The following is a 14,046-nucleotide window of genomic DNA, read 5'->3' on the forward strand; positions in this document are numbered from 1 at the left end:
CCGCATGAAATTCTTCGTAGACACAGCCGAAATCGACGCCATTGCCGAACTGAACGATTTGGGCATGGTGGACGGCGTGACCACCAACCCCTCGTTGATCCTGAAATCAGGTCGTGACATTCTGGAAGTGACCAAGGAAATCTGTGATCTGGTGGACGGACCGGTTTCAGCCGAAGTTGTCGCAACCGAAGCTGACGACATGATCGCCGAGGGCCGAAAGCTGGCCAAGATCGCTCCGAATATCGCCGTGAAAGTTCCGCTGACATGGGCCGGTCTGAAAACCTGCAAGACGCTCAGCGACGAAGGCCAGATGGTCAACGTCACACTCTGCTTCTCGACCAACCAGGCGCTTTTGGCCGCAAAGGCGGGCGCAACCTTCATCTCGCCCTTCATCGGTCGCCTGGATGACATCAACCTGGATGGCATGGATCTGATCGCCGACATCCGTCAGGTCTATGACAATTACGGTTTTGAAACCGAAATTCTGGCCGCTTCAATCCGCACCGTGAACCACGTGACCGACAGCGCCCGCATCGGTGCTGACGTGATCACCGCACCGCCTGCCGTGATCAAGAAACTGGCCGATCACCCGTTGACGGACAAAGGTCTGGAAACCTTCCTGGCCGACTGGGCCAAGACAGGTCAGAAAATCCTCTGACTCTTTGCGCGACCGCGCGGCACCGTCAGGTGCCGCGCCCGGCCCAACTGCCAAGCCTTGATCTTTGATCAAGGTTTCGCAGGCGGGAGCCGTAGGTCACAGTGGGAATGAAATGCACCGCCAATGCATTTTTTCCAAGGAAACCGCCATAACTCATGTTATAAGCCCCTCAACAAAAAAAGACCGAGCGGGACATGAGCAGCAACACCAAACTCCAGGACAACTTGCGCGCCGCGATTCTGGCCAAACCAGACGCCGTGCTGGACGACAAGGACCTGATGCAGGCACTTGTGACAGCCAACGAACAGGCGCGCGGGGACAACGTCATCGACCTGCGCGGCATCGCCATGCAACGGCTCGAGGAACGGCTGGACAGGCTGGAAGACACCCACCGGTCCGTCATCGCCGCAGCATATGAAAACCTTGCAGGCACAAATCAGGTGCATCGTGCCGTTATCCGCATGCTGGAACCGGCCGAGTTCGAAGATTTCCTGCGCACGCTCGGCTCGGATGTGGTCGAAATCTTGCGCGTTGATCGTATCAAGCTGATTCTGGAATCCACAGCCACACAGGAAGACCCCGCCATCGACACTCTGGGCGGTGTTTTGTCCGTAGTCGAACCCGGTTTCGTGGACAATTACCTGACCTTCGACCGCGGCGGCCCCGCTCGCGACGTGGTTCTGCGCGAGATCCTCCACCCGACGCACAGGATTTTTGGACCCAACGCAGATCACCTGCGGTCCGAGGCTTGCCTGCGGTTGGATCTGGGCGAGGGTCGGTTGCCCGGCATGATCGTGATGAGCGCAAGGGACCGCAACCACTTCTCGCCGCAGCTGGGCACTGATCTTCTGTCGTTCTTCGCTGGCGTCTTCGAACGCTCGATGCGCCACTGGTTGTCGTGAGCCTGATCTCACCCGCCTGCCGCGACGCGTTACAGTACTGGCTGGACAGCCTGAGCGCGCTGGCGGGGCGATCGGAAAACACCCAGGCCGCCTATCGTGGTGATGTCACCGACTTCCTGTCTTTCATGACACTGCATCACAGTGAACAGCAGGGTTTGGCAGCGCTGGCCCGCATCACCTTGTCCGACATGCGCGCCTGGATGGCCGATCAGCGCAGCGCAGGTGTTGGCACGCGATCCCTGGCGCGCAAGCTGTCGGCGGTCAAAAGCTTCTACCGATGGCTGGCTGAACGCGAAGGGTTCGAACCCACCGCAGTCCTGTCTACACGCGCGCCAAAGTTTACCCAAAAACTCCCTCGCCCGCTGGCCGAAGATGCGGCCCGCGCGATGATCGACACGGTCGAACTTCAGGCGTCAAACGACTGGATCTCGGCCCGCGACGTTGCTGTCGTCACATTGCTCTATGGCTGCGGTTTACGCATCTCTGAGGCGCTGTCCCTGACAGGAAGCGACGCACCTTTGCCGGGTAGCTTGCGTATTGTGGGAAAGGGCGGAAAAGAACGCATCGTTCCGGTGATTCCGGCCGCCCGCACCGCCGTTGACCGCTACCTGCAGCTTTGCCCGCATCCACAATCCCAAGAAAAGGCTTTGTTCCGTGGGGTGCGGGGCGGTGCGCTCAATCCCCGTGCAATTCAGGGCGTGATGGCCAAGGCGCGCATGCAGCTTGGCCTGCCCGCAACCGCCACTCCGCACGCTTTAAGGCACAGTTTTGCCACCCATCTGCTGTCCGCAGGGGGCGATTTGCGCGCCATTCAGGAATTGTTGGGCCATGCCTCGCTTTCCACCACGCAGGCCTATACGGCCGTAGATACGGCCCGATTGATGGAAGTCTACAACCGCGCGCACCCCAAGGCCTGATCGCAGGTCCCACGATAACGTCTGGGCTGTACCCTTACCCGGCTTTTAGTTTGCATCTGCAGCGCGCATCGTCCAAGAGACACAAATGACAATAAAACTCAAAGCCCTTTCCGTACATCTGTTCACCGCGACCGGTGCCGTCTTTGCAATGTTGGCCATGCTGGCCGCGGTCGAGGAAAAGTGGAGCCTTATGTATCTGTGGCTTGTGATCTCGTTCATCGTGGACGGAATCGACGGCCCGCTTGCGCGCCACTACCATGTCAAAAAGAACGCACCGGAATTTGACGGTGTTCTTCTGGACCTGATCATCGACTATCTGACCTACGTGTTCATTCCGGCCTTTGCGCTGTTCAAATCTGGGCTGATGGACGGTTGGACAGGCTGGTTTGCGATCATTGTGATCACCTTTGCCAGCGCCATGTATTTCGCGGACACGCGGATGAAGACCAAGGACAACTCGTTCTCGGGGTTTCCGGGTTGCTGGAACATGTTCGTCATCGTGATCTTCGCGCTTGAGCCCAATTTCTGGGTGATCCTGCTGCTGGTTTCACTGTTGTCGCTGGCGATGTTCCTGCCGTTGAAGTTCATTCACCCTGTGCGGACGGAACGCTGGCGCAACGTGTCACTGCCCATCGCGTTCGCCTGGACGTTCTTCGCCGGATGGGCTGCCTGGGTCGATTTCCATCCCGAAAGCTGGGCGCATTGGGGGTTGGTGATTACAAGCCTCTACCTGGTTTCAGCTGGCATTGCGCAGCAACTTGTCCCGCTGCGCAACAACTGAACGTTACAGGATTTCCTCAACCTCGAACTCGGTGCCGTTATGGGTGAACACATCACCCTCTTGCAGACCGGTCATGGTCAGGTAGATCGGGCTCTGGGTTGAAATACCCATATAGGTTTTGCCGTCCACCTCGAACCGTGTAGTCGAAACACAGACCACGAAACGGCGGTTGTTGAACTTGACAACAGCGCCTGGCTGAACCCGGTCCGTCAGGCTGAAATCCGTGTTCTCGATCACATCAATCTTGGCGTGGTGCGCATGAACGGGTGCATCGAACGCCGCCGCCAGATCCGCATTCTCGCGCGAGGCGGCAATGTCATCCTTGTCATGCCCTTCGCGGTCGTCCAGCTGCGAGTCTTTTAGAAATGCGTCGTAATGCGCCTGCGCAGTTGCCAGTTCCTGTTCTTCCAGCGACATCAGGCGGTCTATGATGGCCTTTTTGCGAGCGGCCGGGTCTGTATGGGCGGTCATGCAATACGGTCCTTCAAATTCAGTAACTGACATAGGTTGGGCCGCGAACTCTGGGATTGCAACTGATTTTCGCGCCTCAGATCAGCAGGCCCGCCGCGCGTTCATGACGCAGCAAGGCCACTTTGGTCTCAACGCCACCATCGCCCGAGAACCCGCCCAGACCGTTGGCAGACAGCACCCGATGGCAAGGTATAATCACCGGTATGGGGTTCGCACCGCAGGCCTGCCCCACCGGTTGGGGTGGCTGCCCAAGCTCTTTCGCGATGTCCCCGTACGTTCGGGTCTCGCCCAGCGGAATGGCATACATCAGGTCGCAGACATTGCGCTGAAAGTCTGACCCGACAACACGATACGGCAGATCGAACCGTTCAAGACGCCCCTCGTTATACGCGGTCAACTGCGCAGCGGCTTCCTGCAACAGGGGTGTGTCCGGCCCGTCGTCCTGCCCATCCCACACAAGGCGTGTGATGGCGCCATCTGTTTCTTCAATGCCAAGGCGGCCAAACTGCGTATCAACGGAAATCATCGGCATGAATACAGCGTTTCAGATCGCCGGGGCCAGCGCAAGCGGGGAAAGAAAAACCCCCGGCAGTCATGCCGAGGGTTCGAATGTTTAGCCCAGGGCTTCGTCACAGCGCCCACATACGCCCGCGTGGGAATGCCGACCGACATCCGGCAGGATCTTCCAACAACGCTGACATTTCTCGCCATCTGCTTTTTCGAAGACAACCCCTACCCCTTCGATTTCCGGCACACGGAACGCCTCGGCCGGGGCCGGATCGCCCGAAACGGTCAGGCCAGACGTGATGCACATGTCGTCCACGTCAAAGGTGGCCAGCAGATCGCGGGTGTCACTGTCTTCGACATGCACGATTGGCGCGGCCTCAAGGCTGGATCCGATGACCTTATCCTGACGCTGGATTTCCAGCGCTGCAGTCACCGCGCGGCGAACACGGCGAATCTTGGCCATAGCAGCCTCAAGTTCTGGATTACGCCAGTCGGCAGGGGTTTCCGGGAAATCCACCAGATGGACCGAGCTGTCATCGCCGGGGAACCGCTCCAGCCAGACCTCTTCCATGGTGAAGACCAGAACCGGGGCCAGCCATGTGGTCAGTCGGTGGAACAGGATATCCAGCACGGTGCGCGCAGAACGGCGGCGCAGGTTGTCGCCGTCGCAGTACAGCGCATCCTTGCGGACGTCGAAATAGAAGGAAGACAGATCGACCGTGGCAAAGGTGAACACGGCGCTGAACACGCCCTGGAAGTCGAAGGACGCATAGCCTTTGCGCACTTGTTCATCCAGATCGGCCAGACGGCTGAGAACCCAGCGTTCCAAACGCGGCATATCTTCAGGCGCGACACGATCCGCTTCGGTGAAGTCGGCCAGCGAGCCCAGCATGAACCGCATGGTGTTGCGCAGACGGCGATAGCTGTCGGCGGTTCCTTTCAAAATCTCCGGCCCGATCCGCTGGTCGGCGGTGTAGTCGGTTTGAGCCACCCAAAGGCGCAGGATATCGGCACCGTATTGCTTGATGACCTCTTCCGGCACGATGGTATTGCCCAGAGATTTGGACATCTTGTTGCCCTTGGCATCCAGCGTAAAGCCGTGGGTCACAACGTTGCGATACGGCGCACGACCCTTGGTGCCACAGGCTTGCAGCATGGACGAATGGAACCAACCGCGGTGCTGGTCGGTGCCTTCCATATAGACATCAGCGATGCCGTCTTCAGTGCCGTCCTCACGGTCGCGCAGAACGAAGGCATGGGTCGAACCAGAGTCGAACCACACGTCCAGAACGTCAAACACCTGATCGTAGTCATCCGGGTTGGCGATGCCGTCGAGGATCTGTTCTTTGAAGCCGTCAGTGTACCAGATATCCGCGCCGTCTTTCTCGAACGCCGCCTTGATGCGGGCGTTGAGTTCTTCATTACGCAGCAGGTAATTCGCGTCGGTGGGCAGAGCGCCCTTCTTGGTGAAGCAGGTCAGCGGCACACCCCAGGCGCGCTGGCGGGACAAGACCCAGTCCGGGCGCGCTTCGATCATCGAATACAGACGGTTGCGACCGGTCTGAGGCGTCCACTTCACCAGCTCGTCGATCGAACGCAGCGCGCGTTCGCGGATGGTGTCACCCATCTCACCCATGCCGTCGTCCAGTTTGCGATCAACAGACGCAAACCACTGCGGCGTGTTACGGTAGATGATCGGAGCCTTCGAGCGCCACGAATGCGGATAGCTGTGCTTGATCTTGCCACGCGCCAGCAGCCCGCCAACCTCGACCAGCTTGTCGATGACGGCTTTGTTCGCATCACCCTCACCACCCTTGCGGGACAGGATGAACTTACCGCCAAAGAACGGCAAGTCAGCGCGGAACGAGCCATCGTCCATCACGTTGTAGGTGATGACTTGCTCGAGCATGCCTAGATCACGGTACAGTTCGAATTCCTCCATACCATGCGACGGCGCACAGTGGACAAAACCGGTTCCTTCGGTGTCAGTTACAAACTCAGCGGCGCGGAAGTCGCGGATGTCGTCCCATTCGCCATTGCCACCTTCGGCCCGGGCCAGCGGGTGGGTCAACTGGACACCGGCCAATTCATCGGTGGTTACGTCACGCACGCGAGTCCACTGGTCGTCGTTCAGGCGTGCACGGCCCAGCACGTCGGCGGCCAGATTGTCGGCCAGCAGGAACTTGTCTCCGGCACTAGCCCAGCATTCTTCTGGTGCTCCGGTGACTTCGTAGAGGCCGTAAGAGATGTCCTTACCGTAGACGACAGCCTTGTTCGACGGCATCGTCCATGGCGTCGTTGTCCAGATTACAACAAACGCGTCATCCAGATCGCCAGCATTTACGACTTTGAATTTCACCCAGATAGTGAAGCTTTCCTTGTCATGATACTCGACCTCAGCCTCGGCCAGCGCGGTTTTCTCGATGGGCGACCACATCACGGGCTTCGAGCCCTGATAGAGCGTGCCGTTCATCAGGAACTTCATGAACTCGTCGGCGATCACAGCCTCGGCGTGATAGTCCATTGTGATGTAGGGATCGGGCCAGTTGCCGGTGATACCAAGGCGCTTGAATTCTTCGCGCTGGACGTCGATCCAGCCTTCGGCAAACTTGCGGCATTCCTGACGGAAGTCGACGATGTTCACCTCGTCCTTGTTCTTGCCCTTCTTGCGGTACTGTTCCTCGATCTTCCATTCGATTGGCAGGCCGTGACAGTCCCAGCCGGGCACATAGCGCGCATCATGACCCATCATCTGATGGGACCGCACGATCATGTCCTTGATGGTTTTGTTCAGCGCGTGGCCGATATGCAGGTGGCCGTTGGCGTACGGAGGGCCATCATGCAGGGTAAAGGCCGTGCGGTTCTCTTTTTCACGCAGGCGGTCATAGACACCGATTTTCTCCCACCGTTCCAACCACGCGGGCTCGCGCTTGGGCAGGCCAGCGCGCATGGGGAAATCGGTTTTGGGCAGGTTCAGCGTTTCTTTGTAGTCAGGTGTTTGGGTCGTGTCGGCGCACATTTGGGGCGTCCTCAGGATGATCTTTTCGTGTTTGGATCGAAGCGGTCAGTGCGAAATCTCAAGCACCTTTGCCCGGCGTCTCGCGAAATCAGAGCGCCGGGGATATAATTCGAATAATGATGGCCATCCGGTCATACATGCCGGGCTTATAGGACGCCCGCGCCTAATGGTCCAGAGGTTCCGCCCCATGCGGCGAATGGCGCAGCGTGGCCCACCGGTTCAGCCACGCCAAACCGGCCAGCGCAAGGCCCAGCGCCAGCAGTGAGAACACCCGGATCAGCCCCCCCAAACCAGCGATATCGACCAGGAACACCTTGGCCACGGCAAGCCCAATGACGACCAACCCCGCCTTGCGCATCATGTCCGATCGACGGGCGAGTGACTGATAGAACAGGCCCGCACCGACCAGCAGTAGGGCCATGGTGTAGGTGTATAGCTCGGGCTGCGAAACACCGTTGCCTTCGTACATACCGCTGGCCCCCTGCCAGACATGGCGAATGGTCAAGCCCAGCCAGACGGCACCCAAGGCTGTTGCCAGACCGAAGCACCCTTGTTTCCATCGCGGGTGCAGTGCAGGCAGCCAAGCAGCCGACAGGGCCAATACAATGGCGGGCAACAGGTAAGCCACGGCGAGGGTATTCAATATTGGCACCCCAAGAACCGGATCAGCTTGGGCATTCAGCAATGGGTTCGCTTCGGTCAGCGCCTGCGCCAGGCGAACAACACCATGTGCCGCAAAGAACAACGCCAGCCCGTAGCGCGCATAATTCAGTTTTCCGCCCAATTCGAACCGCCGCACCTGCGCGCAGGCCAGCAGCAGCCAGATCAAGGACAAAAGCCCCAGCCCCCAGTGGCTGTCATGGGCACCGCCGTTGCCAAACCCTTCGAGCCAGCGCAGCAACAGCAAGGACAGCAAGATACCAGCGGTGGCCCAGGCGGCACTTTCCAAAAGCAGCGCGATGACCGGACGGTTCAATGGGCGCAGGATGGCCCAGGCCGCCAGAAATCCAACAGCAGCTGTGGCATAGACAAGCGCCATTTCTGCGACCGGTGCCGAGTTTGCCCAATCCAGACCGGGATTCAGTACAAGCCGGAGCGTGACAGTGAAGACGCCAGCCCAGATGAACCAACCCATAGGTGGAAGATCAAAGCGCCGATCCAGCACCGCCGCGGCCACGATCACGGCCACAAAAGCAATTGTCAGGGCAGCCGAACTTAGGACAATCACGCAGGCAAAGGTCAGGCAAGACAAAGCCGACAAGGTCACCAAAGCCGCCCGCAGCCGGTTTTCGCCGTCGACGCGCGCGAAACGCCCGGCCAGAACAACCATCATCACCGCCAATGCAACCGCATGCAACGCCCACGGATAGGCTCCGATAACTTCATCGGGATGCCATCCAAGCTCCAGCGCGATTGCCAACAACGGTGCAAATACTGCGGCAGCGCCCGCCCATACAGCCCAGTACTCGGTTGCGCGAAACGATCGCCAAGCTGAAAGGCCTGAGATCAATGCACCCAGTGCCACCAACAGGGTAACCGCCCACGGGAAATCCGCCTCGGCGGTTTCGGCATAGGTTTCAGCGAAGCGGCGCGCGACAGAGCCGTTGTCCCACCCTTGGATCAGTACGAACCAAGTTAGACCAGCGGCTGGCAGTATGGTCAGGTCTTGCAGGGCCCGCGCCTGGCTTGCCCAGGTCAGCAAACCCAGCGTCAGGCCTGCCAACAGCATGATTCCCAGCCAAAATTCGGCCGCTGAGTCTGGCCAGTGTATCGCCAGGATTACTGCGCTGACGCTCACCGCGCCAAAGGCAAGGCGTGTCGGAAACTCTGGCCACTGGAGGCCTTTTTGAATGACAATGATCTCACTGATCATACGCCCCTCGTGATCTGGCCAGATCCGCCGCACGGGGATCGCGATCGCGATAACCGCCAATGCGGTTACGCCGACGAGATACCCCGGCTCGGTCGCCGGTGCCGAAAGCACCAAAAGCAGGCACGCGGTATAAGCCCCGACTAGCGTCAGAACGGATATCCACCCCCAGCGCCGCACAGTGTCGATCCCCAACCCAAGGACGGCGATCACAAAGAAATAGCCGTACAACCAGCCGGGGTCGGTCGAGGTCCCGCCCACCACGAAGGGTGACACAAACGCACCAATCAAACCGACGGCCGCCAGCAAGGGGCCGTGGAACCAGCCCAAAACAAGCCCCACAAGCGCAACAGCAATCATGGCAATCAAGGCCGCTTCGGGACCAAGCAGATCGTACAACTGCCTTGCAGCCAGCAAGCCACCGAACAGCGTCACCAGCCCGGCCCCAGAAAAGACCGATGGCAGGTAAGCCGTGGCCGAAGACTCGTCATCGCCATACTTCCGACGGATCACCTCACCCGCGCCGATCAGCGTTGCCCCGAACATCAGCGCCGCGATAACGCGCATCGTTGGTGACAACAGCCCGCTTTCGACCCCGTATTGGACCAAAAAAACACCCGCCAGCGCCAACGAAAGGGCAGAAACCGCGTAGAACCAGTTCTCTCGCAGCCAGGCGCTCAGTGCGGCGACACGGTCGTCACGCACCGTCATGGGTGCGGGTGCTTTCTGCGGCTTGGGTGCTGAGTCGCCCTCGTCCGTGACAACCTCAGGCGATTTTGGTTCGACGACTGGCCAAGGCGATTCTATTATTTCTGCGGCTTGCGTTGGTTCAGGGGCCGTTTCCTGCGTCGACAAATCGCCCCCAAGCACGCGAACCTGCTGTTCAAGCTGCTCCACCCGGCGGCGCAGTCGAACCTGGGATACCAAGAGAACAAGGATGGCCACCGGGATGGCCAGAACGATCAATCCAACGAGTACGAGCAGCGATTCCAACAAAGGCCTCCGGGCATATGTGCCGTCAACCTAGCCGGGTGTCGGTCTGCGCAACAGTCCGAAAAACCGTGTTTTTTGCGGGCTACGCAGTTCAGAACGCCTTATCCCCAGCCAAGGGACAGTCCGGCAACCATCAACCAGATGATGACCAACACAGCGGCAATCGAACCAGATGAGAAACAGGCGTCGACAGGATGTAGCCATCGCAGGATCAGATCCGGGTCCATCAACGACTTTGAAATACTGACAATCTACACCGCGCGCCCAGCGGTACTTCTTATCACTAGGGATGGAACAACGAGCCAACAAAAAACGCCATCAGTGCGGCCGCGCCGCCGATCGCAAAAGTCTCTAGACCTGACCACCACCACGGAGCCAGTGACCATCTGCTTTTTAAAGCTCCGATGACAAAAAAGACCGCCATGGTCATGATAATCGAGAGATGAAAGGCCCGATCGAACGACAGCAGAAACGGCAGCAGCGGGACCATGCCGGCCACAAGAAACGCCAAAAACGTTGCCATCGCGGCTTTGAACGGGTTCGGATCGACGCTGCCCAATCCGTATTCACCCTCGATCATCAGATTTATCCAATTGTCGCGGTTGGCTGTGATGGCATCCGTCGCCTCATCCAAAACGCGCCCCGACAGGCCCTTTTGCGATAAAATCACCCGCACTTCATCCCGCTCGCCTTCGGGGTACAGTCTGATGTGACGTTCTTCGATGGACCGGATGCGGCGGATATTGTCCAGCTCAGCCTTGGTGCCCGAGTAATTACCCGCCGCCATGGAAAACCCGTCCGCCAGTACATTGGCCAGTCCCAATGCAACGATAATAAACGGTGACAGGCCCGCCCCAGCTACACCCGCCACAATGGCAAAGGTAGTTACGGACCCATCGATCCCACCATAGACCACATCCCGCAAAACACCGCGACCTGGTGGCGCGTTGATGCGTTCTGCAATCTCTTGCTGGCTGTGTCCGTGATCGGTCATGGCTGGCTCTGACACTGTTATGCACGACAGCCAACCACTGTACCTTGCGTCAGGTCAAGTTTTGGAAAACAAGCCAGCCAGAGCACGTTTGATGATGCCGCGGGTCGATGGCTTGTGCCGATCCGAGAAGGGCAGCGGACGGCAGACCTCCATCGCGGCGACCCCGACTCGCGCACTCAACGCGCCGTTGACCAGCCCCTCGCCGAACCGGCGCGACAGTTTGCTAAGGATTGATCCCCCAAGCACAGGTTCCAGCAGGTCGTCTCCCACGGCCACCGCCCCGGTGGCCACAAGGTGCACGAACACGGCCCGCGTCAGTCGCCAACTGCCCAAAAACCCTGCGCGCCCGCCATAGATTTCCGCGATACGCCGGATCATCCGCAAAGAAGCGGCCAGCGCGGTCGCAACATCCGCAAGCGCCAAAGGCACCAACGCCGTCACCGTTGCAACCTGACGCGCGGCAGCCTCGACTTCGCGACTGGCAGCGACATCCAGCGGGGCCAGCAGCTCGTCCTCGGCCAGGGTCAGCAGACCAGACGCGTCAAATTGTTCGTCGATCCGTTCGGACAGCCGATCGCGCCCCCAACGGGTTTCGTCTCGGCCTTTGTAAAACGAGATCAATCGGTTCGTGACTGCGCGCGCCTGCGCAAGATCATCCTCAGCCAACGCAGTATCGGCCGCGTGACGCATCCCGTCCACGCGGGACAACCGTCCGATTGCGGCCAGCTCGCGCACAGCGATGATCAATGCGACCAACACCAGCGCTGCAAACAAACCCGTAATCACCCATCCTATGATCGGCGCGCGGAGAATCAGGGAATTCACAAAGTCCCAAGCCGCCACTGAAACAACAGCCCCAAGCGCGGCAAGCGCCAAACCCCAGAACCACCGCGACAGGGTCGAAGGTTTGTGCGCCGCCAAACGCGCCGCACCTTGCATCGCCTGACCCTGAGGTTGTGCGATATCCGGGACCGGAGGTGCTTGCGACACATCAGCCGCGGGTTCATCACCCTCCAGATCAATCAGAACCGGCCCCTTAGCCATTGGCTGCTCCTTCACTGTTCCAGACATACTTGATGTCCGGGAGGTTCTCGTCGTTGTCAGCGCCATCGCTTCGTGCTACCTCGACAAAGCCGTTGCGCTCGTAAAACCGGCGTGCGGAATGGTTGGCCTGAAAGGCGAACAGAGACAATTCGGACTGGCGGGACTTTGCATATTCAAGCAAATGCCGACCAGTCCCCCGTCCACGCGCGTCGGGAGACAGATAAAGCGAGTGAATTTCGGTGCCATTGAGCGCCAAGAACCCAATCACCCCGTTTTCGGTTTCGGCCACAGTCATCCATTCCAAATCAATCATTCGACCGCAAAATGCGATGGTTTCCGCCCGTGAATGCAGTTTCGGCATCCACTCGTTTTCAATGGCGAAACCGTGCAAAATCTCTCCGGCTACACCGGCATCTGTGCTGCGGGCAGGACGCAGGACGACGGTCACAGCCGGTCTCCGATCAGAAACTGGGCGGCCCGGTCCAACCGGATATGAGGTGGGCCATCACCGGGCCGCAAGGTCAGGTGCGCTGGTGCAAAGGCCATGAACTCGTAGTCCTCACCCAGCCAGCCGTCGGACCCGTTACGCGCCGGACCGAGCAGATGCGACGGGTCTTCGGGCAGGTCTCCGGGATAGAAAGCCGCCTGTTTGCCGCTGTCCAGCAACGTTCCCCGCACGCAGGGCAGTTCGGCCCCATTATGAGTGCGAATTTCTTCGGTCGTTGCCCTTAAAGAGGCGAGGGATAGTGCCGCTGTCTCTGCGCCGGCGAAACTGGCGCGGTCGCGCGCCTCGCGGGTCAGGGCCTCCATGATGTTTGTCAGGCGGTGATGTTGCAAGTGATGCAAATGATCGGCCTTGGTGGCTGCAAACAAGATACGCTCGACCCGCTTACCCAGCAGCAACTGGCTGAGCCATGCATTTCGCCCCGGTCGGAATGCCGACAGGATATCGGCCATCGCGCGGCGCATATCTTCAACCGCCTGCGGACCGTTGTGGATTGCGCCCAGCGCATCTACCAGAACCACCTGCCGGTCGATCCGGGCGAAATGGTCACGGAAGAAAGGCTTTACGACCTTGGACTTGTACGCTTCGTAGCGGCGGGCCATCTCATGATGCAGGCTGCGCCGTGGACTGTGATCTTCGACCGGCAAGGGCGCAAATGTCAGCACCGGGGACCCGGCCAAATCGCCCGGCAGCAGGAACCGCCCGGGCGTGCAGTCATAGAACCCGGCGTCGCGCGCAGCGTTCAGGTATAAAGCGAATTCTTGGGCCAGTGATTGTGCTTTGGGTTCATCATGACTTTCGGATGGATCAATGGCCTTTGCCAGCGACAAAAAGGTCGTAGCCTCTGCTCGATTGGCGATGCGCTCCAGCGTTTCCTGCGACCAGTCCTCGTAGGTTTTGTCCAGCAATGCCAAATCCAGCAGCCATTCGCCCGGATAGTCCACGATATCCAGATGGATGGTTCGCGGGCCCTGCAGCCCCGATAACAGACCGGCGGGGCGTGCCTTGAACGACAGGCGCAGTTCGGACACGGCGCGCGTACTGTCCGGCCAGTGCGGCTGAGGTCCGGTCAAGGCTGTCAGATGATTTTCATAGTCGAAACGCGGCACAGTGTCGTCCGGCTGGGGCTGCAGGTAAGCCGCGTTGATCCGCCCTTCCTGCTGCGCCACTAGGCCGGGCATCCGCCCGCGATCGAGCAGGTTCGCGACCAGCGATGTTATGAAAACCGTTTTCCCCGAACGGGCCAACCCGGTGACGCCCAGTCGGATCACCGGCTCAAACAATGCCTCAGACACGCGGTCGCCGACGGATTCGACACCGCGCGCCAAACTGTCTGCCAAAGATGAGATGACCAATCTGTCGCCCCGCTTTTATCGTTTCCCCCA

12 protein-coding genes are annotated in these 14,046 nt (G+C 59.4%); 4 read left to right on the forward strand and 8 right to left on the reverse strand.

Annotation, left to right across the window (positions count from 1 at the left end; genetic code table 11):
- The first annotated feature begins 4 nt into the window (after nt 1–4).
- The 4 genes from fsa (at nt 5) to AC2FGC_RS18035 (ending at nt 3,258) form a co-directional block, all read left to right on the forward strand.
- On the forward strand, nt 5–658 hold the full coding sequence (fsa, locus tag AC2FGC_RS18020) for a fructose-6-phosphate aldolase (protein WP_050603155.1): 654 nt from the start codon (nt 5–7) through the stop codon (nt 656–658).
- Between the two features lie 194 nt (nt 659–852).
- On the forward strand, nt 853–1,560 hold the full coding sequence (locus AC2FGC_RS18025) for a DUF484 family protein (RefSeq protein WP_058273210.1): 708 nt from the start codon (nt 853–855) through the stop codon (nt 1,558–1,560).
- A complete protein-coding gene (locus AC2FGC_RS18030; protein WP_496783069.1) occupies nt 1,557–2,477 on the forward strand; it encodes a tyrosine recombinase XerC in 921 nt (306 codons plus the stop codon). The genes AC2FGC_RS18025 and AC2FGC_RS18030 overlap by 4 nt, the downstream gene beginning before the upstream one ends.
- Nucleotides 2,478–2,562: 85 nt before the next feature.
- Complete coding sequence (locus AC2FGC_RS18035) at nt 2,563–3,258, forward strand: CDP-alcohol phosphatidyltransferase family protein (RefSeq protein WP_058273208.1); 696 nt, start codon at nt 2,563–2,565, stop codon at nt 3,256–3,258.
- Nucleotides 3,259–3,261: 3 nt separating this feature from the next.
- Here AC2FGC_RS18035 and AC2FGC_RS18040 read toward each other — a convergent pair whose 3' ends face one another.
- The 8 genes from AC2FGC_RS18040 to AC2FGC_RS18075 all read right to left on the reverse strand — a co-directional run bounded on the left by AC2FGC_RS18040 (nt 3,262) and on the right by AC2FGC_RS18075 (nt 14,016).
- On the reverse strand, nt 3,262–3,729 hold the full coding sequence (locus AC2FGC_RS18040) for a hypothetical protein (protein ID WP_058273207.1): 468 nt from the start codon (nt 3,727–3,729) through the stop codon (nt 3,262–3,264).
- Nucleotides 3,730–3,805: 76 nt separating this feature from the next.
- Nucleotides 3,806–4,261, reverse strand: a complete 456-nt coding sequence (locus AC2FGC_RS18045) for a methylated-DNA--[protein]-cysteine S-methyltransferase (RefSeq protein ID WP_496726860.1) — start codon at nt 4,259–4,261, stop codon at nt 3,806–3,808.
- Between the two features lie 81 nt (nt 4,262–4,342).
- Nucleotides 4,343–7,255 (reverse strand): isoleucine--tRNA ligase, encoded by a 2,913-nt coding sequence (gene ileS, locus AC2FGC_RS18050; RefSeq protein WP_496783070.1) that lies wholly within the window; start codon nt 7,253–7,255, stop codon nt 4,343–4,345.
- 163 nt (nt 7,256–7,418) lie between these two features.
- Nucleotides 7,419–10,118 (reverse strand): DUF2339 domain-containing protein, encoded by a 2,700-nt coding sequence (locus AC2FGC_RS18055; RefSeq protein WP_496783072.1) that lies wholly within the window; start codon nt 10,116–10,118, stop codon nt 7,419–7,421.
- A gap of 283 nt (nt 10,119–10,401) precedes the next feature.
- Nucleotides 10,402–11,112 (reverse strand): VIT1/CCC1 transporter family protein, encoded by a 711-nt coding sequence (locus AC2FGC_RS18060; RefSeq protein ID WP_496726855.1) that lies wholly within the window; start codon nt 11,110–11,112, stop codon nt 10,402–10,404.
- Nucleotides 11,113–11,166: 54 nt separating this feature from the next.
- A complete protein-coding gene (locus AC2FGC_RS18065; protein WP_496726854.1) occupies nt 11,167–12,156 on the reverse strand; it encodes a YcjF family protein in 990 nt (329 codons plus the stop codon).
- Nucleotides 12,149–12,604 carry a GNAT family N-acetyltransferase gene (locus tag AC2FGC_RS18070; RefSeq protein ID WP_496726853.1) on the reverse strand — a complete coding sequence of 152 codons (456 nt, stop codon included), beginning with the start codon at nt 12,602–12,604 and terminating at the stop codon, nt 12,149–12,151. The genes AC2FGC_RS18065 and AC2FGC_RS18070 overlap by 8 nt, the downstream gene beginning before the upstream one ends.
- Nucleotides 12,601–14,016 (reverse strand): YcjX family GTP-binding protein, encoded by a 1,416-nt coding sequence (locus AC2FGC_RS18075; protein WP_496726852.1) that lies wholly within the window; start codon nt 14,014–14,016, stop codon nt 12,601–12,603. Before AC2FGC_RS18075 ends, AC2FGC_RS18070 begins: the two co-directional genes overlap by 4 nt.
- Nucleotides 14,017–14,046: the final 30 nt, after the last annotated feature.

The sequence above is a fragment of the Ruegeria sp. CDSC054 genome (genome assembly GCF_059610645.1).